Source organism: Acidimicrobiales bacterium (assembly GCA_033344915.1).
In the GTDB taxonomy this organism is placed as follows: Bacteria; Actinomycetota; Acidimicrobiia; order Acidimicrobiales; family Aldehydirespiratoraceae; genus JAJRXC01.
This window is the reverse complement of sequence record JAWPML010000001.1, coordinates 2,233,863-2,255,777: the sequence shown is the minus strand read 5'-3', so window position 1 is coordinate 2,255,777 and position 21,915 is coordinate 2,233,863. Positions and strand designations below refer to the sequence as shown.

Below are 21,915 nucleotides of genomic sequence, written 5' to 3'. Positions count from 1 at the left end.
ACGACGGGGAGCTCCGGTGATCCGTCGGTCCTACGACCGGCTGGTCCCGGAGCTCTGGCGTCAACGCATCCATCTCGCCCGGGGCGGCACGGATGTCTTCCTTCCGTGCTTCCGGGAGACGGGATCGATCCAGATCCACGTGCCGAAGGCGGCGGGAACGAGCATCAGCCATGCGCTGTACGGCGGCAACGTCGGCCATCGCACAGCCCTCGAGTACCACCGGATCTCGGCCCGGCACTTCCGGCGCTACTTCCGGTTCGGTTTCGTGCGCAATCCCTGGGATCGGGTGGTGTCCGCCTACGAGTTCGCCCGCTCCGGCGGCACGGAGTGGGTGCGTCCCATCCCCGATCCCGTCTACCGCTCCGAGTCGTTCGCGACGTTCGAGCGTTTCGTGGCGGAGTGGCTCGTGACCGCCCCCATGGGCGAGGTCGACGTCGTGTTCCGTCCCCAGTGGACGTTCCTGTGCGATCGCCGCGGTGAGCCGCTGGTCGACCATGTCGGCCGGGTCGAACGGCTCGCGGAGGACCTGCAGGTCGTGGAGGCCGCGCTCGGCCGGGCGCTCTCGCTCGATCACCTCAATCAGACGGAGCGAACCGTCGACTATCCGGACTACTACACGCCCGAAACGAGAGACATGGTCGCCGAGGTCTACCGTCGAGACATCGACCTCTTCGCCTACGAGTTCGCCCGATGACGACGCCGGACATCGAACGGGAGACCCGGGTCTCCCGCCTGCCCGGCGGGCTTCGTCTCGCGACCCAGCACGACCCCACGGCCCGGTCCGTCGCGGTCGGCGTGTGGGTCGGCGTGGGCAACCGCGACGAGACGCCCGAGATCGCCGGTGCGTCCCACTTCCTCGAGCACCTCCTCTTCAAGGGGAGCACCTCCCGTTCGGCGCGCGACATCGCGGAGGGGATCGATGCGGTCGGCGGCGACCTCAACGCCTTCACGTCGAAGGAGTACACGGCCTTCCACGCCCGCACCCCGGCGAAGGATCTCGATTTCGGGCTCGACACGCTGCTCGACGTCGTCGCCGATCCCGGTTTCACCGCGGCGGACGTCGACGCGGAACGCCAGGTGATCCTCGAGGAGCTGGCCTGGAGCGCCGACACGCCCGACGACGTCGTGCACCAGAATCTCGCGCTCGGGCTGTTCCCGGACCATTCCCTCGGCTGGGAGGTCCTCGGGTCCGCCGAGTCCGTGGCCGCGATCACGGCGGACGACATCCGATCGTTCCACGAGCGCTGGTACCGGCGGGCGAATCTCGTCGTCGCCGTGGTCGGCGACGTCGATCACGACGAGATCTGCGCCCGGGTGGACGCCCGCCTCGGGGGCCTCGCCGACGGTGAGGCTCCCGTGCGCATCGCGCCGACCCAGCCGGTCGTTCCCGAGACCATCGTGCGCCGCGACATCGAGCAGTCCCACGTCACCCTCGGCTGGCGGGCGGTCGACCAGTTCGACGACGACCGCTTCGCGCTGGCCGTCGCGAACCAGCTGATCGGGGGTGGCTGGTCCAGCCGGCTCTTCCAGGAGGTCCGGGAGAAGCGGGGCATCTCGTACTCGGTCTTCTCCTCGATGGGCAGCTATGTCGACAGCGGCACGTTCTCGATCTACGCCGGCACCCACCCCGCCCGAGTGCCGGAGCTCGCCGATGTCGTCGAACGTGAACTCGCCGATCTGGTCGAGAACGGGCCGAGCGAGCGCGAGATGGAGGTCGCGAGCGGCGGATTCGAGGGCGGCACGGTGCTCGCCATGGAGGACGCCGGCTCGCGGATGACCCAGATCGCCACCAACCTGCTCGTGCGCGACCGGGTCGTGCTCGTCCCCGAGTACCTCGAGAAGGTCCGAGCGGTCAGCGCGGACGACGTCCAGCGGGTGCTCACGAAGGTCGTCCGCGGCCCGCAGGTCCGCTCGATCGTCGAGCCGCGCTGAGACCCCGCGCGGCGCTCAGATGCCGTAGCGCCCGATGGTCTCGGTCGAGAACGTGAACCCGTGGCCGGGCCGTTCCGGCACGACGAGCCGGCCGTCGTCGAACGTCAGCGTCTCGGCGAACAAGGGTGCGAACCAGTCGATCCACTCGATGGCGCCCACCGCTGGTGTGGCTGCCGCCAACGACAGCGTGTACTCGGTGAAGAAGTGCGAGGACACGGGGACGCTGCGGCCCTCGGCGTCGGCCGCGACCTGCCGGAAGGGCGTGAAGCCGCCGACCGTCTGGAGGTCCGGCATGACGATGTCGACGGCCCCCGCGTCCAGCAGGTCGACCAACGCCCGCGCCCCGATCTCGCTCTCGCCGGCGACGACGTCGATGGTCACCGCGTCGCGCACGGCGGCCATGCCGGCGTGATCGTCGAAGGCGACGGGTTCCTCGAACCAGGTCACGCCGAGTTCGGCGAGGGCGTGGCCCCGCCGGATCGCGTCGTCCGGCCCGAACGCCTGTGCCGCGTCGACGAGGACGGTGCCGCCCGGCCCGAGCGCGTCGGCGACGGCGGCCACCCGGGCGAGATCGGTTTCGAGGTCGTGGCCGACCCGCACCTTCACCGTGCGGATCCCCGCTGAGCGACACCGTCGCGCCTCGGCCGCGAGCTCGCCGATCGAGGCGGTGAGCCAGAACCCGGCGGACGCGTAGCAGTCGACGTGGGTGCGGGTCCGGCCCCAGAGGGCGGCCAGCGGTTCGCCCGCCGAGCGCGCGTGGGCGTCCCACGCGGCGACGTCCAGCGCCGCCGCGGCGAGCACGTCGTCCCGTTCGCCGGTCGGGGTGGCACCGGCGGCGAGCGCCGTCACCCGGTCCCGCAACGTCGCCGCGTGATCCCGGTCGATCGAATAGCAGAAGCCGGTTCCCTCGGTGCCGTCCTCGGTGCGCGTCGTCACCAGCACACACGCGAGGGACTCGATGCGATGGTGGGGCGTCTCGATCGGCTGGGCGAGCGGGAGGGCGACGAGCGCGGTGTCGACGGTGTGGTGTGGTCCCGGGGTCACGGGAGGGTCAGCGCCAGTCGCCGACTCGGACACACGGGTTCACCAGTGCGCCGATTCCTTCGATCTCGGTGGTGATCACCTGGCCGTCGGTGAGCAGGTTGCCCGAGGTGAAGCCGATGCCCTCGGGCGTGCCGGTCCAGATGAGGTCGCCGACCTGGAGCGTCATGATGTGAGACAGGAAGGAGACGAGGAACGGCACGTCGAAGATCAGACTCGATGTCCGCGCGTTCTGGCGTTCTTCCCCGTCGATGACGGTGGTCAGTCCGAGATCGTTCGGGTCGGCGAACTCGTCGCAGGAGACGACCCACGGACCGAGTGGCCCGTAGGTGTCGAACGACTTCCCCAGGGCGAAGTGGGCGGGCTTCGCCATGAACTGGGCGGGGCGGTCGGAGATGTCCTGGCCGATCGTGAAGCCGGCGATGTGGTCGTAGGCGTCGGCCTCCGCGATGTCCTTGCCCTGCTTGCCGATGACGACGACCAGCTCGCCTTCGTAGTCGACCATGTCGCCCCGCATCTCGACGGTGGCCGTCGGGCCGACGATGCACGACGGGAACTTGGTGAACACCATCGGGTTCTCCGGCAGCTCCATGTCCGCCTCCGCGGCGTGGTCCTTGTAGTTCAGGCCGATCGCGATGGAGTTGCAGGGACGAGGGATCGGCGCGCCGAGCGTGACATCGGCGAGGGCCCCCGTCGGTGTGTTCGCATCGAGCTTCGCGGCGAGCTCGTGGAGCCGGTCGGCCGCGCCGATCGCCTGGATCGGGTCGCTCGGGATGGCGCCGTCCGAGAGCGACTCGACGTCGTGGTAGTGGTCGCCGGTGACGAGAACGGCGCGGTTGTCGACGTTGGCGAAGCGGAATCCCATGCTCTCTCCCTGGTCAGGCACTTGACGAAACCATATCACTTGATAATAGTCGGTCACATGGCACTGCATCGGATCACGACACTGGACGTCGGTGTCACCCGGCTGGACGAGACCCGGGCGTGGTACCGCGCCTTCGGGCTGACCGAGGAGACCCCCGGCGAGCTGGCGACCCGCGACGGGGGCGTCCAGCTCCGCGTCGTCGAGGCGCCCTACCGCGGCATCCGCCAGATCGGCCTCGGGGTCGACGACCCGGACGACCTGGCCCGACTCGCCGCCGCCCTGGAGTCGGCGGACATGGGCATCGAGGTCGCGCACGATGAGACCCTCCGCTTCCGCGACCCGATCGACGCGATCCCCTACGAGGTCTCCGTCGCGCCACGCTACGACGCGGCACCGATCGGCCCCTCGACGGTCAACCGTCCGAGCGCGGTCGAACGGCGCGACGTGCCGGCGGACGCGGTGTTGCGGGGGAGCGCGGTGCGGCCCTCGAACCTGACGCATCTCGTGCGGGGGACGACCGATCCCGCCGAATCGATTCGCTTCCACACCGAGGTCCTCGGGTTCGAGCTGAGCGACGCCCTCGGGGACTTCGGGGGGTTCATGCGCTGCAGCGACGTGCACCACAACATGGCGGTGCAGAAGGCCCCGGCCCCGTTCCTGCACCATGTCAGTTTCGAGTGCGACGACGTGGACGAGGTCGGTCGCGGCGCGGCGCACATGCTGGAACTCGACGCGGACAGCCATGTCTGGGGCCTCGGCCGCCACGCGATCGGCTCCAACTACTTCTGGTACCTCCGGGACCCGTCCGGCAACTTCGCCGAGTACTCGTCGGACATCGACCGGATCTCCAGCCAGGACGCGTACCGCCCCAAGGACTGGAGCGGACCCGAGGGTCTCGCCAGCTGGGGACCGCCCGTCCCCGAGTCGTTCCTCGCCCCGCCCGACATCGACGAGGTGTTCGCGGCCATGGCCGAGGGCTAGGGCGATGGCGAACGGGCCCACCTGCGATGTCGCCGTGATCGGGTGCGGGCCCGTCGGCGCCGCGCTGGCGATCGCGTTGCGGGCGCAGGGCCTGTCGGTGACCGTGCTCGAGAAGGAGCCAGACATCTACCACCTGCCCCGGGCGATCGGGTTGGACGAGGAGCTCTTCCGGGCGTTCCGGAACCACGGCCTGGGGGACGAGATCGACGAGATCACGACGCCGCTCCCCGGCGCCGAGTTCGTGGACGTCGAGGGCAACCGCATCGTCGGCTTCGACCTGCCCGACGGCACCGTCGGTCGCCTCGGCCATCCGCCGATGGCGATGTACTACCAGCCCAACCTCGACGCACTGCTGCGACGGACGGCGGTCGAGCGGGGGGCCGACCTGCGGCTCTCGGTCGAGGTGACGGACGTCGTCGAGGGGGCGGAGTCGGTGTCCGTCGAGTTGGCCGCCGGCGAGGCGATCGAGGCGCGCTGGGTGGTCGCTTGCGACGGCGCGTCGAGCGCCACCCGCAAGCGGCTCGGCATCCAGCCGATCGACCAGGGGTTCGATCAGGAGTGGATCGTCATCGACATCGAGTGGCACGGCGCCGCGGACGGGCTGCCGCGAAATGCGACGCAGATCTGTGACCCGGCGCGGCCGGGGACCTTCGTCCCCGGCGACCGGAATCATCGCCGCTGGGAGTTCCAGGCCCTGCCGGGCGAGACCCGCGAGGAGCTCGAATCGCCGGCGAAGGTGTGGGAGTTGCTCGCCCCGTGGATGACGCCCGACGACGGCGAGCTCATCCGGGCCGTCGCGTACCGGTTCCACGCGGTCGTCGCCGATCGCATGCGGGCGGGGAATGTGTTCCTCGCCGGCGACGCCGCCCACCAGATGCCGCCCTTTCTCGGCCAGGGGCTCAACTCCGGCCTGCGGGACGTCTTCAACCTGGCGTGGAAGCTCGGCATGGTCGCCCGCGGTGAGGCGGACGACCGGCTGCTCGACAGCTACGACGGGGAGCGGCGGCCCCACGCGGCCACGGTCGTGCAGTACGCGGTGGACGCCGGGCGCCTGATCGACGCGCTGTCCGGCAAGGGCGGTGAGATCGACGAGTCCGCGGGCTACGGCGGCGGACGAGAGTTCCCGGGCCTCGCTGGCCCGCTCTTCGTCGGTGAGGGCACGTTCGTCGGCGCGCAGTGCACCCAGATCCGCCGCGACGACGGCACCTACTCGGACGATCGACTCGGCTCGGGATTCGCGGTGCTGGTCGCGGACTCCTCCCTCACCGTCCCGTCGGTCTGGCTCCCGCACGGTGTCGTCGTGCCGGTCGAGGCCGCGGAGATCGGGGGGCATGCCTGCTCGATCGTGCGTCCGGACCGCTATGTCGCCGCCGTCGCCGATTCGCAGGCCGAGCTCGACGGCGTCACGGCCGACCTGGTCGCAGCGATCGCACTCTCCGTCTGAAGGCGCACACGGCCGCGTAGTCTCGGGGCATGACACGAGTCGGAGTCGTCGGCGCCGCCGGGCGCATGGGTCAGGAAGTCTGCCGCGCGGTCGAGGACGACGATTCGCTCGAGCTCGTGGCGACGGTGGACGAGGACGACGACCTCCAGACGCTCGTCGACGCCGGGTGTGACGTGGTCGTCGACTTCACGGTCGCCGAGGCCGTCCGCACGACGCTGCCGTTCCTCGCCGCCAACGGCATCCACGCGGTCGTCGGCACCTCCGGACTCACCGACGAGGACCACGAGTCGTTCGCCGCCGCGTTCACCTCGAGCAACTGCCTCCTCGCGCCCAACTTCGCCATCGGGGCCGTGCTGATGACCCGCTTCGCCGAGCTCGCGGCCCCCTTCTTCGACACCGCCGAGATCGTCGAGTACCACCACAACGAGAAGGTCGATGCGCCGTCCGGCACCGCGACCCACACCGCGGCGCGCATGGCCGCGGCCAAGTCCGACTGGGCGCCGGACCCGACCGAGACCGAGGTCTTCGACGGCGCTCGTGGCGGCGAGGGGCCGGCCGGCATCCGGGTCCACGCCGTCCGCATGAAGGGTGTCGTCGCGAACCAGGAAGTGCTGCTGGGCACGACGGGACAGACGCTCGCGATCCGTCACGACACCCTTGATCGCACGTCGTTCATGCCCGGGGTCGTCCTCGCCTGCAAGCGCATCGCGGACCATCCCGGCCTGACCGTCGGGCTCGACAGCTACCTCGGTCTCTGACCCGCACCCGTGCGGCAGTTCCTCACGCCGAAGTGGATCCTGTCGCACGTCTTCGTGCTGGCGATGATCGTCCTGATGGTCAACCTCGGCTTCTGGCAGCTGCGGCGTCTGGACGAGCGCAAGGCGCTGAACGCGGAGGTCCAGGCCGCGATCGAGGCCGAGCCCGTGCCGCTCGAGGATCTCCTCGACACCGAACCGGCCGACCACCGCCCCGTCCTCGTGCGGGGCACCTACGAGCCGGACCTGTCGGTCCTCGTCGCCAATCGGACCCACGAGAGCCAGGCCGGCTACTGGCTCGTCACCGCAGTGCGGTTGGAGGACGGACGACGGGTCATGGTCAGCCGGGGCTGGGTGCCGCGGTCATGGGTCGCCGGAAACGACAGCCGGGCGATCGAGACCCCGCAGGGAGACATCGAGATCCTCGGCCGGGTGAACGCGTCGGTCGGCGGTGGCCGGATCGGGGAGGCGACCGACATCGGCATTGTCGAGATCACGCGGCTCGACCTCGCTCGCGTCGAGGAGGTCCTTGCGATCGACGACCTCGGCACGGTCTGGGTCCAGCTCGTCGAGCAGGCTCCACCGCTCGGAGACCTGCCCGTCCCCGTCCCGCCGCCCGGGCTCGACGAGGGGTCGCATCTCTCCTACGCGTTCCAGTGGTTCTTCTTCTCCGCGGCGACGATCGTGGCCTACGCGCTGATCCTGCACCGCCGCCGGGCCGAGCCCCAGGCGGTCGGGTGACCCATCCCGACATCCTCGTGCTGTTGGCCGTCCGGCTGCGCAGCCGTGCGCCGAGCGAACTCGTGCAGGTCACCGACGCGCTGCTCGGCGGCGACCCGGCGACCTTCGACCGGCGGCTCGCCGCGGCCGGGGCGCTCGACCAGGTCCGCACCCGAGGCGAGGAGGAGCGGCGCTCGCTGACGGGCGCCGGTGAGGCGGAGCTGGCGGCCCACCTCGGCGCGGAGACCGACGTCGTCGGTCGGGCCGATCTGACCACGGCCTACGAGGCCTTCCTCCCGCTCAACCGGGCCTTCCTCGCCGCGGTGCAGGCGGAGGACGTGCCCGTCGAGGCACTGCGGGAGATGGTGGACGATCTGGAGCCGGTGCTCGAGGTCCTCACGACGGCCCTGCCCCGGTTCCGGTCCTATCGCGCCCGGTTCGACACGGCGCTCGGGCTCGCGGAAATGGACCCCGACTGGATCGCGTCGCCGACGCGTGACTCCGTCCACACCATCTGGTTCGAGCTCCACGAGCACCTGCTCGCCACCCTCGGGCGGGACCGCACCGGCGAACGCTGATGGGAATCGGGACGGAACGTGGCACGATGACGACATGAACGCACGTTTCGGCCGGGTACTGACGGCGATGGTCACACCCTTCAACGAGGACGGCTCGCTCGATCTGGACGGAGCTCGGGCGCTCGCCTCCCATCTGACCACCGAGGGCGGCAACGACGGTCTCGTCGTCGCCGGCACCACCGGTGAGGCACCGACGCTCACGCAGGACGAACACATCGCCCTGATCGCCGCCGTCGTGGACGCGGTCGACGTGCCGGTCGTGGCCGGGGTCGGGAGCAACGACACCCGTTCGGCCATCAGCAACACCGAGCGGGCCACGGAGGTCGGCGCGGCCGGCCTGCTCCACGTCGCCGGCTACTACAACCGGCCGTCGCAGGCCGGGCTGAGCGAACACTTCCGGGCCTGCGCCGCGTCCACGGACCTGCCGATCCTGCTCTACGACATCCCCGGACGGACGGGCCGCAAGATCGCGACGGAGACGATGGTCGACCTGTTCGCGGACGTCGACAACATCATCGGCGTGAAGGACGCCGCCGGCAATCCGGGCGAGACGGCGCGGCTGCTGTCGCTGGCCCCGGAGGGCACCGAGGTCTACAGCGGCGACGACGGGCTCACGCTCGCTCTGCTCGCCATCGGTGCGGTCGGCACCATCGGCGTCGCGACCCACTGGGTCGGCAACGAGACCACCGAGATGATGAACGCGTTCTTCGCCGGCGACGTGCGTGGCGCCGCCGCGATCAACCGACGGCTGATCCCGTCCTACGAGTTCGAGACGGGCGACCTCGCCCCGAACCCGATTCCGAGCAAGGCGATGCTGCGGGTGCTCGGCCTGCCCGGCGGACCCACTCGTATGCCGATGGGGCCCGAACCGGACTTCGTCGAAGCCGACGCCAAGCAGGTCCTCGCCGACCTCGGAAGGGGCTGACGTGGCCGCACCGGTCAAGATCACCTTCCTCGGCGGCCTCGGTCAGATCGGCCGCAACTGTGCCGCGATCGAGACCGAGGGCCGGATCGTCGTGCTCGACTGCGGCCAGATGTTCGCGGGCGACGATCTCCCCGGCGTCGACGCCGTCCTGCCGGATCTCTCCTACCTGATCGACAACGCGGATCGGGTCGAGGCGATCATCGCCACGCATGCCCACGAGGATCACATCGGCGCCCTGCCGTACCTGATGGAACACCTCTCGGCGCCGATCTACGGCTCCGCCTTCACCCTCGGGCTCGTCCAGCACAAGCTCAAGGAAGCGCGCCTGCTCGACAAGACAACGCTGAAGAAGATCAACGACGGCGACCGCGGCATGGTGGGTCCCTTCGACTGCGAGTTCCTCCCGGTCACCCACTCGATCCCGTCGGGCAACATCACCGCGTTCCACACCGCGCAGGGCGTCATCCTGCACTCGAGCGACTTCAAGCTCGACCTCACACCGGTCGACGGTCGCCGCACCGATCTCTCGCGCATCGGCGCGCTCGGCTCCGACCCGGGAATCCGGCTGCTGCTGGCCGACTCGACCAACGCCGATCAGCCGGGTGCGTCGCGCTCGGAGAAGGACGTCGGTGCCGCGCTGAACGCCGTCATCCGCGGCGAGGAGGGGCGACGGGTGATCATCGCCTCGTTCGCCAGCCACATCCATCGGATCCAGCAGATCGCCGATGCCGCGGTCGAGACGGGCCGGGTGCTCGTCACCCTCGGCCTGTCGATGCGCCGCAACGTGAAGCTCGCCCGTGACGTGGGCATCCTGCGGATTCCCGACGCGTCGATCCGCGACATCGAGGACATCGACGATCTCGAACCGGAGCGGATCTGTGTGGTCTGCACCGGCTCACAGGGCGAGCCTCGGGCCGCGCTGACCCAGATGTCGATCGGGGAGAGCCGCTGGCTGAAGCTGGACGGCAACGACACGGTCGTCTTCAGCTCGCACCCGATTCCCGGCAACGAAGCCGCGGTTGCGGCCGTGCGCAACGGCCTCGCCCGCCTCGGGGCCAAGGTGCTCCACAGTGGTCAGGTCGACGTCCACACGAGCGGCCACGGCAAGCAGCAGGAGCTGGCCACGCTCCACTCGGTGGCCGTGCCCGAATGGTTCGTCCCGGTCCACGGGGAGTACGCCCACCTCGTCGCCCATCGTGACCTCGCCCACCGCATGGGCATGCCCGAAGACCGTGTCGTCTTCTGCGAGGACGGCGACCAGATCGAGATCGCCGACGACGGCATCACCCATCTCGGTTCGATCGGGACCGACCGGGTCTACGTCGACGGCACCGTCGGCGACATCGGCAACGCCGTGCTCGGCGACCGCCGGGTGCTGGGCGATGACGGATTCGTGTCCGTGGTCGTGCACGTCGACATCGAACGGCGGGAGATCACCGCCGGGCCCGACGTCATCTCCCGCGGCTGGGTCGAGAAGCCGGCCCTGCTCGCCCACGAGGACGCCGTGGCGGACGCAGTCGAACGGGAGCTGCACAAGGCCCTGAAGAAGGGCGAGAAGGACCTGGAGAAGCTCAACCAGGTCACCCGTCGCGCGGCAGGTCAGACGGTGAGCGACCGCACCCGGCGCCGCCCGATGATCGTGCCCATGGTCCGCGAGGGCTGAGCGCGAGGACTGAGTAGCGAATCCCGGGTGATTGAGTACTGACGGCACGGCACCGCGTCCCTAGGTTGAACCGCACACGAGCGGCGGGGGAGGGAGACGTGGAGCGAGCCCGGTCGACGGCGGTGTCGGTCTTCCTCTGCGTCGCCCTCCTGGCGGCGGCGTGCAGTGGCGACGACGGCGGCGCGACAGCCCCCGACCCTCCGACGACCACGCTCGCACCCACGACGACAACGACCGCATCCACGACCACCACGACGGTGGCGGACCCACCGGACGAGCCGCGCCCGATGACGGTGGCCGACGCCCTGCGGGGCGCGCCGAAGGTCCAGGACGTGGCGGTCCACCTCGGCATGTGGGTCGAACGCGACGACGGGGTGGAGTCGTTCCTCGCCTCGGTGGTCGATACGGCCGTTCCGGTGGGCGACGCGATCGAACTCGCCGACGGCATGACCCTCCAGCCGGTCGCGGGGTTGGACGGCCGGGTGCTCGACGCCGACGGAGACGAGATCCCCGGCCTCTCGTCCGATTTCGCCCTTCTCTCGGCGACGCCGGGCGAGAACACCGATCTGATCGACGAGCTTGTGGCGAATGCGGAGGGAGAGGGCGCGGAGGACGTCCTTGCTGCGCTCGCCGACGACGCCCAGGGACAACCGCTTCTGGTCGAGGTCATCACCGCCGAGCCCGACGGTCTCAACCACGTGGGCTCTACGGACCGGTCGGTCGTCGACATCACCGTCGTCGACCAGATCCAGCCCGGTGACTCGGTCGCGATGGAGTACCTCTTCGCCCAGACGCTTCCCGACGCCCCCGACGCCGAGGTCGGGCTGTCGCCGATCGAGCTCTTCGCCCACCGGTGGGACCAGGGGTTCGTCCGCTTCCTGGGCGACGATGGTGTGGCGGCACCGTTCCTCGACACGGCGGTCGAGGTACGGGAGGGGTCGACCTTGCTCGATCGTCACGTCAAGGCGGCCATTCTGGTCCAGCTCGACCTCGCCTTGGAACGCCCGGACACGGATCAGGTCTGGGACTCGCTGGTGAAGAACCGGGCGGCGTCGTCGCCGGGCACGGCGAGTTTCCGTACGACGTTCACGATTCCGGGCTCGGACGTTCCCGGCATCGTCACCGGCGACGTCGAGGACGGCCAGGAATCGTTCGCCGTCCACTATCTGGGCGAGATCTTCACCATGGATTCGAAGGCGGAGATGACCGCGACGGTCCGACTCCTGGCGGCACGTGCCCGCTGCGTGGTCCTCGCCACGGTCGCCCGGGAGCTCAACGAGGCCGCCTCGTCGCCGGATCCGGTGTTCCCGATCATCGACTCGTTCCCGAGTGTGCGGGAGCAGGCAGATCCGCCGCTCGGCGTCGAGATCATCGGTGAGGGCGAGGTGGACGACAGCGCGCCGGAATTGCCCCTCCTCACCCCGTACTTCGATCCTCCGGAGGATGACGACGAGCCGCCGCCTCCCCCGGGATGCGAGGAGCCGGGATTCTCGGGCGAACTGCCCCCGTCGCCCGGGGGAATCGCCTACGGCGACGTGCGCATCACGACCATCGACGGGGTGGTCTACACCAACAACGCCGCCGGGGAGTTCATCCTGTACGACGACGATTCCACCATCGTGCAGGTGCGGCTCGAACCCTGGGCCGACGGGACGATCGGCGTGTCGGTCGCCACCGCCGCGGGCTTGGCCGTCGACGGACACGAGGTCTCGCTCCACCTCGACGGCGGCGTGTGGGTCGATGGCGAGCCGGTCGAGCTGGAGCGCGGCGTCGCGTTCGATTTGGGCGGGGGCGAGCTGGTCTCGTTCGGTGACCGATGGTTGGCGATCACCCCGGACGGCACGGTGATCCGGGTCGACAAGAACCTGTTCAGCCTCGTCATCACGGTCGAGCCGGCTGCCGGTGGTCGATCCGTGGGGTTGTTCGGCGACGGCGACGGCGATCCCGAGGGAGACCTCGTCCGGCGCGACGGCACGCCGTTCGACGGCGACCCGCGCCGGCTCACCGACCGGATCTACCCCGAGTTCATCGAGACGTGGCGCATCGCCGCCGCGGAATCGCTCTTCCACTACGACGACGGCGAGTCGAACGAGACGTTCACGATCGAGGGGTTCCCGGAGGATGAGGTGGTGGTCGGGTCGCTGTCGGAGGAGGACCGGGTGTTCGGCGAGCAGGCCTGTCGCACGGCCGGCGTCTTCGTCGACGGGCCGCTCTTCGACTCCTGCGTCATCGACGTTGCGGTGACGGGCGAGCCCGCACTGGCGCTCGATTCGTTCGATGCCCTCCTCATGGTGGCGGAGCGGGAGATCGCCGCGGGTGATTCGTCCGTTCCGGCCCCGGCACCGGGCGACACGATCCTCGCCATCGGTGACGAGATCCTCGTGTTCGGCCACGACCCGCCCAATCAGCGTCCCCGCGGTATCCAGGCGACGTGGAACTGCCAGATCACCGATGGCGACCTCTTCGCCGACGGTCGCATCGACCTGGCCGATGGGCCGCCGTATTCGATCACCGTGCAGTACCTCGCCTCCGAGCCCCGACTCACCCTGATCCTCACCACCCCGAACGAGGAAGGCGTCACCAGCAACTACGCCTGGGTCGAGACCCGTGCTCCGCACTTCGCCGACGCCGTCGACACCATGACGATCGAGGGTGAGCGGTTCACCGCGCGAGGCGAGCTGTACGTGAACGAGTCCTTCGACCGCCTGGCCCCCGGGTCGGAGCTCCCCGACGGAGCGACCTTCGACCCCTTCACCCTCGACCTCGACTGCACATCGTGACCCGGACGACCCATCCACCCGCCATTGATCGGAGATTTCCCATGACCATTCCCTCGACCCGTCGGCTCCTCGCCCTGTTCCTCGGTCTCATGCTCGTCCTGGCCGCGTGTGGTGATGACGGCGATGATGGGCGAACCGCGGATCCGGCCGACGATCCGGAACCCGTCGAGACCGACGACAGCGGTGATGACGGCACCGACGACGGGGCCGACGACGGTCCCTCGGCGCCCTCGGGTGACGCAGGCGCGCTCGTGACGATCTTCCCGGTCGGCGAGGAGCTCACGTTTCCCCAGGAGCTCGTCTGCGTCGCGCTGCAGGGCGCGCTGAGCGCGACGTTTACCGATGGGGCCGGTCTGGAGATGTCGATCGACCTGCCGGTCGAGGATTGGGAGTCATCGACGACCGTCGACTGGGCGCCACCCTCGATGACGGTTCGAGATGAGCGCGACGAGCTGAACTGGCGCATCTTCGAGTCGGGACCGGACATCGGGCTCGCAGCCGACGTGGACGCGAGCACTGCCGTGATCAACGACTTCTCGATCGACGGCAGGCGGGCGACCGGCAGCGGGCAGATGATCGACACCTTCGCCGTCACGACCGCCGCGGCGGGAGGGACGGAGATGCCGACACCCGTGCCGTTCGCCTTCGCCGTGGAGTGTGCCGGATGACAGCGTTCGAACCGGGTGGATCATGGTCGGTACGCTGCCGGCGATGGCATGGCCGCTGATCGGGCGAGAGAGCGAGGACCGGCGCATCCGGGAGGCGCTCGACGATCCGTCCCGGCGCCCCGTCGCGCTCGTCGGCACTCCGGGCGCGGGGACGTCCCGATTGCTCGAATGCGTCGTCGAGCACGGAAGTCGGCGGGGCTGGCACGTGTGCACGAGCGTTGCGTCGCGGGCGCTCCACACCGTGCCGTTCGGCGCCGTGGCGCCGCTCGCCGCGCGTGACGGCGCACTGGACACCGCCGACCGACTGGGTGTGATCGCTGCACTCGAACAGGATCTTCTCGATGCCGCCGACGGCATGGACCTCCTCATGGTGGTCGACGAGGCGCAGTGGCTCGACGACGCGTCCGTCGCGCTCCTGGAGCGTCTCCGGAGCCGGCGGGGGTCCCGGATCGTGATCGTCGGGCGCGATGCCCGAGCCGCGCCCGCGGCCACGGGTTGGTCCTTCGCCACGACCGACACGACCATCATCGACATCGGGCCGCTCGGCCGGGAGGCGCACGATCAGCTCGTCGGCACGGTGTGCGACAGGCCGGTGACCCGTGAGAGCGCCCAGCGGCTCTGGGATCACACGGGTGGTCGGCCCCGTGACCTGGAGCTCCTTCTCGACGCCATCGACCGCGCCGGGGGCGTCGACCCCGATGCCGAGGTCTGGCATTGGACCGGCGAGATCACGGTGTCGAGCGGCCTCCGCGCCGTCGTCGACCAGCACCTCGCCGGGCTCGGCGACGGTGCTCGGCGCGCGTACGAGCTCGTCGCGGTCGGCGCGCCGTTGCCGGCGCTCGTCGCGGACGTGGTGCTCGACGACGACGCCCGTGAGGAGCTCGAGCGGGCCGAACTGCTGGATTCAGCCCGGACTGGTGAGTCCGGTGCGATTCTGCCCGCCCGGCCGCTGGTCGCCGCGTGCGTGGCCGCCGGATTGGGTCCCGCGGCGCGACGCCGGCACCTCGCGCGGTTGGCCGGCGTCCACCCGGAGCCAGACGCGTCGTGGGCGCTTCGTCACGCCCGGTGGGCCATCGAGTCCGCGGTGCCGCTGGGCACCGCGGACCTCGCCGGACTCGCCCGTCTGGCCCTCGACGAGTCCGACCTCGACCTCGCTGAGCACTTGGCCGATGCCGCGTCGACCGCGCAGCCCGACGACGTGTCCGTGCGTCTGGTCCTCGCGGAGTGTCTCCGTCGCGGTCGTCGCGCAGATGATGCGCTCGCCGAACTCGATGTCGCGGCGACGCACGCCGACGATGACGGGCAGCGCGCCGACATCGCCGTTCTGCGGTCCCAGATCGAGACGTTGCTCAATCGGGCGCCGGACGCGGCGTTGCGGCATCTCGACGCGGCGGCGACCACGGTCTCGGACCCCGGCGCGACGCGGCGGCTGTCGCGCGAGCAGGAGCTCGTCCGCTCCTTCGTCGAGCCGGTCGACACCGTCACCGGTTCCGGACCCGTCGATGCTCGGGTCTCTGACGCGCGGACGGAGGAACTACTGGCCGTCGCCTTGCTGCGGTGTCTGCACCTCGACCTCGGCGGGCTGGACTCGGTGCTCGCTCGGCTTCGCGCGTCGGTCGAAGACCACGATCCCGAGCCGCTGATCCAGGCCCGCATCGCGGTGTGCGAACATCTCGCGCTCGTGGGCCGGGGTGGGGTCGGCGAGGCCCACGCCGCGGCCACCACAGCCCTCGCCGCCGCGACGGCGCGTGGTGAGCCGCTCGGTATGTGGGGGTTGTGCGTCGCGTTCTCAGGTCCGCTCACCGGCGATCTCGACGGCGCCGCGGCGGCGGCCTTCGATGCCGATCGCAGCTTCCGGGCCATGGACCCGTTCGGCTTGCGACCCTTCTCCGCCGCGGTCGGCGCCACCGCCGCGTGGCAGGCCGGTCGGCCCGGCATGGCAACCACGCTCGCTCGGGTTGCAGAGTCCGCGGTCGGGATCACCGACCCCAGAATTCGCGAGATCGCGGCCGGGCGCCGGCGCGCCTGGGAGGCGGTGCGGCGCGGCGAGCGCACGGTGGGTGCCGGCGAGGCCGCGTCCGCGGCGCGCCTGGCGATGGAGGCCGGTCACCGGTTGTGGGGCGTCGTCGGACTCCACGAGGCGGTGCGACTGGGCGCGGCCGAGCTCGTGATCGACGACCTGACGGCGGCTGCGACGGAGATCGGAGGGGCGCTGGTGGGGGCGTTCGCCGCGCACGGTGAGTCGCTCGTCGCCGCAAGCGCGGCCGGTCTCGACACCGCAGCTCACGACCTAGCCGCCCTGGGGTGCCCGCTCCTCGCCGCCGAGGCAGCGGCGCAGGCGTCCCGCCACGGCCGCGACGAGACGACGCAGGCCAGATCGGCGGCCCGATCGGAGATCTGGTGGCGGCGCTGTTCCGGCACCATGCCTCCCGCCCTCGCCGACGCACCGCGGGGGCTCACCGAACGGCAGCACGAGATCGCCGGCCTCGCCGGGCGCGGGCTCTCGAGCCAGGAGATCGCCGATCGCCTCGTGGTCGCGCGGCGTACCGTCGACAACCACCTGCGAGCCGTCTATCGACGGCTCGACGTCGCCAGCCGCGAGGAACTCGCCGTGGTCCTCGCGCCCGCCCTGGGCTGAGCTGTCAGCGGCGGGCGGCCAGTCGGTCCGCGACGGCGAGCATGGTGGTCGCCACCGGTTCGAGATCGATCGAGCGGGCGGTGAGTCCCGTGGCGACCCGTTCGACGACGCCCCACTCCCACACTGCGGTCTCGTCGACACCGGTCAGCGCGGCGAGCCGACGGCTGCGGTCGCGGGGATCGCCGCTCAGCTGCTCCTCGGGGTCCTCCCGCATGATGATCCCGAGGTCGTACGCGGGCGCCATGAAGAGGCCGTCGGGATCGATCAGGACCCACTCGTCTCCTCGGCGCAGCGTGTTCCACTGGTGGACGTCGCCGTGCACGAGGACGGCGCGCTCGTCGTCGTGCGCGGCCGCCCGCCGCTCGGCACACGACAACGCGTGGTCGATCGCCGCGCGCGAACACGGACGGCCGAGGTCCACCCACATGCGTTCGATGCAGTCGGCCAGCCACGTCGCCTGCTCGGTGCCGTCGCGCAGCAGACCCGGCTCGATCGGGCGCCAGAACGCCTGTGCGGCGCGGGCGAGGATTTCGTGCCGCGCGGCGGCCGGCAATCCGGCACGATCCAACGGTGGCCCCAGGCGCTCGAGGAGCAGGGCGCCGTGCTCCTCGTCGTACGCGAAGAGCCGAGCTGCGCCACGCCCGTCCGCCCGCTGCAGCGCGAGCGCCTCGGCGGAGGCGAAGTCCTGGCGGGGGATGAGGACCTTCAGCACCGCGTCCCGGCCGTCGGACAGGACGACCTCGGCGACGAGCGACTCGGTTCCTCCGGTGAGCACCGGTCCGACCTCCAACTGCCACGCAGCGGCGAGATCCTCCACCACGCGTGGCGCGGCGTCGATCCACCAGGCAACGCCCTCCACCCGAGCCTTCTCCTGCACGATCTCGGGGACGGTGATCATCCGAGGACCCTATCGACGGCTGAGCGCAGCCGAAGCGGCAAGAACGTCTCCGCGGAGACGTCCGATCGCCATCCGTGGGTGTCACACCCCCTCGGTATTTTCGTTGGAACGACAACGAGAAACGAGGATCCGATGACCGTGATCGACACGACGGGAATCTCGCCGGCGGACATGCCGCTCGAGCGGCTGGAAGCCGAGATCGCCGAGCTCTCCGGCCACATCGCCGCGGCCAGTGCCCGGCTGCTGATGTGGATCGCCGAGTACGACCGGCGCGAGGGGTGGCGTACCTGGGGCTGCGCGTCGGCGGCCCAATGGTTGGCGTGGAAGTGTGGCGACGGGCTCCATGCCGCGCGCGAGAAGGTGCGTACGGCGCGTGCGCTGGAGTCCCTCCCGGTGCTCGCGGCGTCGTTCGCGGCGGGAGAGCTGTCGTTCACCAAGGTGCGCGCCGTCACGAGGGTCGCCGTACCGGCCGACGAACACGAGTGGGTGGAGATGGCCCGACACTCCACGGGAGCCCAACTCGAGAAGTCCGTGTCCGCCGCACGGGCGGCGATCGCCCGGGGCGAGAACGCCGATGCCCGCCGGGCCTTCGAGCGCCGGATGGTCACCCGGGGCCGCCGGCCCGACGGGCAGGACGAGATGAAGATCATCGGCCCCGCCGACGCGGTCGAGGTGATCTGGGCCGCGGTGGAGGTCGTGGTCTCGCAGATGGTCGACGAGGCGGTGGCCGGGTCGGGGCGCACCCGTCGGGAGGTGATGGCCGAGCGTGGCGGAATGGCGGCGATGCGATTCGACGCGCTCACCCAGGTGGCCGAGCGGGCGGTCGCCTCGACCCCGGCTGCCGCCGTTCGTGGTGACGTCGGCCGGTTGGCGCTGGTGATCGACACCGACGGGCTGGCCGAGATCGCCGCCGCCGACGACAACGCCGACGATGCTGGGGAGGCCGAAGCCGGCGAGATCACCCTGTCCGGCCGACGGATCGCGCCGGAGGTGGCGAAGCGCTGGTGCTGTGACATCCGGGCGTCGGTCATGCTCGAGCACGAGGGTCACGTCCACGACGAAGGTCGCGACACCCCCGTGCTCAACCGCAAGCTCCGCCGGGCGCTGCATCGGCGCGACGGTGGTCTGTGTCGGTTCCCGGGTTGTGGCGTCTCCTCGTGGCTGCATGCCCACCACATCGTCCATTGGAGCCACGACGGGCCGACCGACCTCGACAACCTCGTGAGCCTGTGCGGCTTCCATCACCGGCTGGTCCACGAGGGCGGTTGGGCGGTGGCGATCGCCGATGGGGCGGTGGTGTGGTCGGACCCCGACGGTGTCCCGGCCACGGTCGAACCGCTCCGCGGCGACGCCGACACCCTCGTCGCGTCGCAGCAACCGCTGCGCATCACGCCGAGATCCATCGAATCGAAGGCGAACGACCGGCTCGACTTCCACTTCGTGGTGAGCGTGCTCGCCCAGCACATCGCGCGACGGCGCGCCGTCGACGTCTCCGCGGAGACGCCGGGCAACGAGCACGAATCCGGCCCGCAGGGCTGTGGATAACCTCCTCACGCGCGATTGATCGCGCGGTCCGCGCGAGGGTGCGCCAGACCCGTCACACGGCGCTGGTAGCGTCGGGGCCATCGTGGCCACGAAAACGAAATCCCGGAAATCCCCGTCCAAGAAGCGCGCCCCCGCCCGGAAATCGGCGGCGAAGGGCCCCTCCGCGTCCCGCCAGGCGGTCGGCTCGGTGCTGTCGGGCCATCAGGCCGACATCTGGGGCGTCGGGGCGATCCTGCTCGGCCTATTCTCAGCGGCCAGTGTGTGGATCGGCGCGGCCGGTCCCATCGGCGATGGTCTCGACGACGTGCTCGCGCTCGGACTCGGTCTCCTCCGAGTGCTCGTTCCGATCGGACTCGTGCTCGTCGGCATCGCCCTGATCCGCGGCGGCGACGAGGACAGCGACGACAGCGATGCCGAGCGCCTCGCACGCGCCGCGGTCGGCGGTGCCCTGGTGCTGGTCGCACTCGCCGGCCTCTTCCACGTGCTTCGGGGCCGTCCCGGAATCGATGATCCGGTCAGCGAGATCGGCGCCGCCGGTGGTGTGCTCGGCATGGCGGTCGGCGGTCCGCTCCACGGGCTCACCGCGCTCATCGGCAGTGTCCTCATCCTCGGCGCGATCGCGGTCGTGGGCGTCATGGTGCTCACGGCCTCGTCCGCTCGCGAGGTCGGGTCCGGCGCCGGGCGGATCCTGCGGCCGGTCTGGGCCGCGGTCTCCCGCTCCTTCCGCGGCCTCTTCGCCGATCCCAACTCCGACGTGATCGATCTCCGCGACGAACCCGCCCCGCCCCCCGCTCCCGAGCCCGAGGAGACCGTGGCGCTCGAGCCGGACCCGAAGCCGAAGAAGTCGCGCAAGAAGACACCGGCCGAGCCCGTCCGCGAGCAGGAGCAGCAGGCGCTGCCGATGGATCCGGGCGAGTGGACCCTGCCGCCCCTCTCGATGCTGGGTCGCAGCGCGAAGCAGGAAGTCGACGCGATGGAGGTGGCCGAGCGGGGCCGTCTGCTCCAGGCGACCCTCGACCAGTTCGGGGTGGAGACCACCCTGCTCGAACCCGTCGTCGGCCCCACCGTCACCCGCTACGTGCTGGAGCTCGGCGAGGGCGTCAAGGTCTCGAAGCTGGAGAGCCTGCGCAAGGACATCGCCTACGCGATGGCCTCGCCGGACGTGCGCATCCTGGCGCCGATCCCCGGCCGGCGTGCGATCGGTGTCGAGGTGCCCAACACCAGTCGCGACATCATCACCGTCGGCGACATCCTCACCTCGAAGGAGGCCCGGCAGGCCGCCCATCCGCTGGAGGTCGCGATCGGTCGCGACATCAACGGCCGCAATCTCATGGTCAACCTGGCGACGATGCCCCACGTGCTGATCGCCGGCGCCACCGGTGCGGGCAAGTCGTCGTGTCTCAACTCCCTGCTCACCTCGATCCTCATGCGGTCCACGCCGGACCAGGTCCGGCTGATCCTCGTCGACCCGAAGCGAGTCGAGATGGGCCAGTACGACAAGGCGCCGCACCTGCTGACCGCGCCGGTCACCGATCCCCGCAAGGCGGCGAACGCGCTGGCCTGGGCCGTGCGCGAGATGGAGCGCCGCTACGACCTGCTCCACAAGGTCGGCTTCCGTGACATCACGGGCTACAACAACGCGGTCGACAACAACTCGCTCGAGGTCGGGCTCGGTGAGACCGACGAGCACGGCGAGCCGCTCCAGCACCGCCGCCTGCCGTTCATCCTCGTCGTGGTCGACGAGCTCGCCGATCTCATGATGGTCGCGGCGCGTGACGTGGAGGACTCCATCGCCCGCATCGCCCAGATGGCCCGCGCCGTCGGCATCCATCTGGTGATCGCCACCCAGCGCCCGTCGGTCAACGTCATCACCGGCGTCATCAAGGCCAATGTGCCGGCCCGTCTCGCCTTCGCGGTGTCGAGCCTCACGGACTCCCGGGTGATCCTCGACCAGCCCGGCGCCGAACGGCTCGTCGGCAAGGGCGACCTGTTGATGCTCGGGCCCTCGTCGTCCAGCCCCCACCGCGTGCAGGGATGCTGGGTCGAGGAGGAGGAAGTCCGCGCCATCGTCAAGCACTGGAAGGACCAGGCGCCGGAGTTCACCGACGACCAGTCGGTGGCGACCGACGGTGACAACGCGGCGACCGTCGCGCTCGACCCCGGTGCCGGGCCGGGAGCGGCCAACCCGGGTGGCGTCAGCGACACCCCACCCTCGCTCGACATCACCGACGCCCCGCCCGCGACGGACGACGACGGCGACGAGTTGCTCGGACAGGCGATGGAGCTCGTCGTGCAGACACAGCTCGGTTCCACCTCGATGCTCCAGCGCAAGCTCCGGGTCGGCTTCGCCCGGGCCGGGCGCATCATGGATCTCCTGGAGGAGAGCGGCGTCGTCGGGCCGTCGACCGGATCGAAGGCGCGCGACGTGCTCATCGGCCCGGACGAGCTCGCGGCCCGCCGCGGCGAGGGCTGACCGCACCCG

The 21,915-nt window shown here is 70.6% G+C and carries 17 protein-coding genes; 14 read left to right on the top strand and 3 right to left on the bottom strand.

The window, feature by feature from the left end; translation table 11 throughout:
- Window positions 1-16: 16 nt before the first annotated feature.
- Both R8F63_11005 and R8F63_11000 read left to right on the top strand, forming a co-directional pair.
- The gene (locus R8F63_11005) at window positions 17-694 is read left to right on the top strand and encodes a sulfotransferase family 2 domain-containing protein (GenBank protein ID MDW3219127.1); all 678 of its coding nucleotides are present in this window, start codon (window positions 17-19) and stop codon (window positions 692-694) included.
- Window positions 691-1,932 carry a pitrilysin family protein gene (locus tag R8F63_11000; protein ID MDW3219126.1) on the top strand — a complete coding sequence of 414 codons (1,242 nt, stop codon included), beginning with the start codon at window positions 691-693 and terminating at the stop codon, window positions 1,930-1,932. The genes R8F63_11005 and R8F63_11000 overlap by 4 nt, the downstream gene beginning before the upstream one ends.
- A gap of 15 nt (window positions 1,933-1,947) precedes the next feature.
- Here the strand turns inward: R8F63_11000 and R8F63_10995 are convergent, their stop codons facing one another.
- Both R8F63_10995 and R8F63_10990 read right to left on the bottom strand, forming a co-directional pair.
- A complete protein-coding gene (locus R8F63_10995) occupies window positions 1,948-2,976 on the bottom strand; it encodes a mandelate racemase/muconate lactonizing enzyme family protein (protein ID MDW3219125.1) in 1,029 nt (342 codons plus the stop codon).
- Window positions 2,977-2,983: 7 nt separating this feature from the next.
- The gene (locus tag R8F63_10990) at window positions 2,984-3,859 is read right to left on the bottom strand and encodes a fumarylacetoacetate hydrolase family protein (GenBank protein ID MDW3219124.1); all 876 of its coding nucleotides are present in this window, start codon (window positions 3,857-3,859) and stop codon (window positions 2,984-2,986) included.
- A 36-nt stretch (window positions 3,860-3,895) separates the two neighbouring features.
- Between R8F63_10990 and R8F63_10985 the strand changes: the two genes are divergently transcribed.
- From R8F63_10985 to R8F63_10940, 10 genes are all read left to right on the top strand, one after another.
- Window positions 3,896-4,819 (top strand): VOC family protein, encoded by a 924-nt coding sequence (locus R8F63_10985; GenBank protein MDW3219123.1) that lies wholly within the window; start codon window positions 3,896-3,898, stop codon window positions 4,817-4,819.
- 4 nt (window positions 4,820-4,823) lie between these two features.
- Complete coding sequence (locus tag R8F63_10980; protein ID MDW3219122.1) at window positions 4,824-6,263, top strand: bifunctional 3-(3-hydroxy-phenyl)propionate/3-hydroxycinnamic acid hydroxylase; 1,440 nt, start codon at window positions 4,824-4,826, stop codon at window positions 6,261-6,263.
- A gap of 29 nt (window positions 6,264-6,292) precedes the next feature.
- Window positions 6,293-7,021 carry a 4-hydroxy-tetrahydrodipicolinate reductase gene (gene dapB, locus R8F63_10975; GenBank protein ID MDW3219121.1) on the top strand — a complete coding sequence of 243 codons (729 nt, stop codon included), beginning with the start codon at window positions 6,293-6,295 and terminating at the stop codon, window positions 7,019-7,021.
- 9 nt (window positions 7,022-7,030) lie between these two features.
- The gene (locus R8F63_10970) at window positions 7,031-7,759 is read left to right on the top strand and encodes an SURF1 family protein (GenBank protein ID MDW3219120.1); all 729 of its coding nucleotides are present in this window, start codon (window positions 7,031-7,033) and stop codon (window positions 7,757-7,759) included.
- Entirely contained in the window at window positions 7,756-8,316 is a 561-nt protein-coding gene (locus tag R8F63_10965) for a hypothetical protein (GenBank protein MDW3219119.1), read from the top strand. The genes R8F63_10970 and R8F63_10965 overlap by 4 nt, the downstream gene beginning before the upstream one ends.
- Before the next feature lie 34 nt (window positions 8,317-8,350).
- Window positions 8,351-9,241, top strand: coding sequence for a 4-hydroxy-tetrahydrodipicolinate synthase (gene dapA / locus R8F63_10960; protein ID MDW3219118.1), 891 nt, complete (start codon window positions 8,351-8,353; stop codon window positions 9,239-9,241).
- A 1-nt stretch (window position 9,242) separates the two neighbouring features.
- The gene (locus tag R8F63_10955) at window positions 9,243-10,904 is read left to right on the top strand and encodes a ribonuclease J (GenBank protein ID MDW3219117.1); all 1,662 of its coding nucleotides are present in this window, start codon (window positions 9,243-9,245) and stop codon (window positions 10,902-10,904) included.
- A 98-nt stretch (window positions 10,905-11,002) separates the two neighbouring features.
- Entirely contained in the window at window positions 11,003-13,684 is a 2,682-nt protein-coding gene (locus tag R8F63_10950; GenBank protein MDW3219116.1) for a VWD domain-containing protein, read from the top strand.
- Between the two features lie 41 nt (window positions 13,685-13,725).
- The gene (locus R8F63_10945) at window positions 13,726-14,352 is read left to right on the top strand and encodes a hypothetical protein (protein MDW3219115.1); all 627 of its coding nucleotides are present in this window, start codon (window positions 13,726-13,728) and stop codon (window positions 14,350-14,352) included.
- Window positions 14,353-14,395: 43 nt separating this feature from the next.
- The gene (locus tag R8F63_10940; protein ID MDW3219114.1) at window positions 14,396-16,990 is read left to right on the top strand and encodes a LuxR C-terminal-related transcriptional regulator; all 2,595 of its coding nucleotides are present in this window, start codon (window positions 14,396-14,398) and stop codon (window positions 16,988-16,990) included.
- 4 nt (window positions 16,991-16,994) lie between these two features.
- Here the strand turns inward: R8F63_10940 and R8F63_10935 are convergent, their stop codons facing one another.
- Window positions 16,995-17,888: an aminoglycoside phosphotransferase family protein gene (locus tag R8F63_10935; protein ID MDW3219113.1), complete on the bottom strand. Its 894-nt coding sequence runs from the start codon at window positions 17,886-17,888 to the stop codon at window positions 16,995-16,997.
- A gap of 132 nt (window positions 17,889-18,020) precedes the next feature.
- Between R8F63_10935 and R8F63_10930 the strand changes: the two genes are divergently transcribed.
- Together R8F63_10930 and R8F63_10925 are read left to right on the top strand one after the other, a co-directional pair.
- On the top strand, window positions 18,021-19,433 hold the full coding sequence (locus tag R8F63_10930; GenBank protein ID MDW3219112.1) for a DUF222 domain-containing protein: 1,413 nt from the start codon (window positions 18,021-18,023) through the stop codon (window positions 19,431-19,433).
- Window positions 19,434-19,515: 82 nt separating this feature from the next.
- Window positions 19,516-21,906 carry a DNA translocase FtsK 4TM domain-containing protein gene (locus R8F63_10925; GenBank protein MDW3219111.1) on the top strand — a complete coding sequence of 797 codons (2,391 nt, stop codon included), beginning with the start codon at window positions 19,516-19,518 and terminating at the stop codon, window positions 21,904-21,906.
- Window positions 21,907-21,915 lie beyond the last annotated feature (9 nt).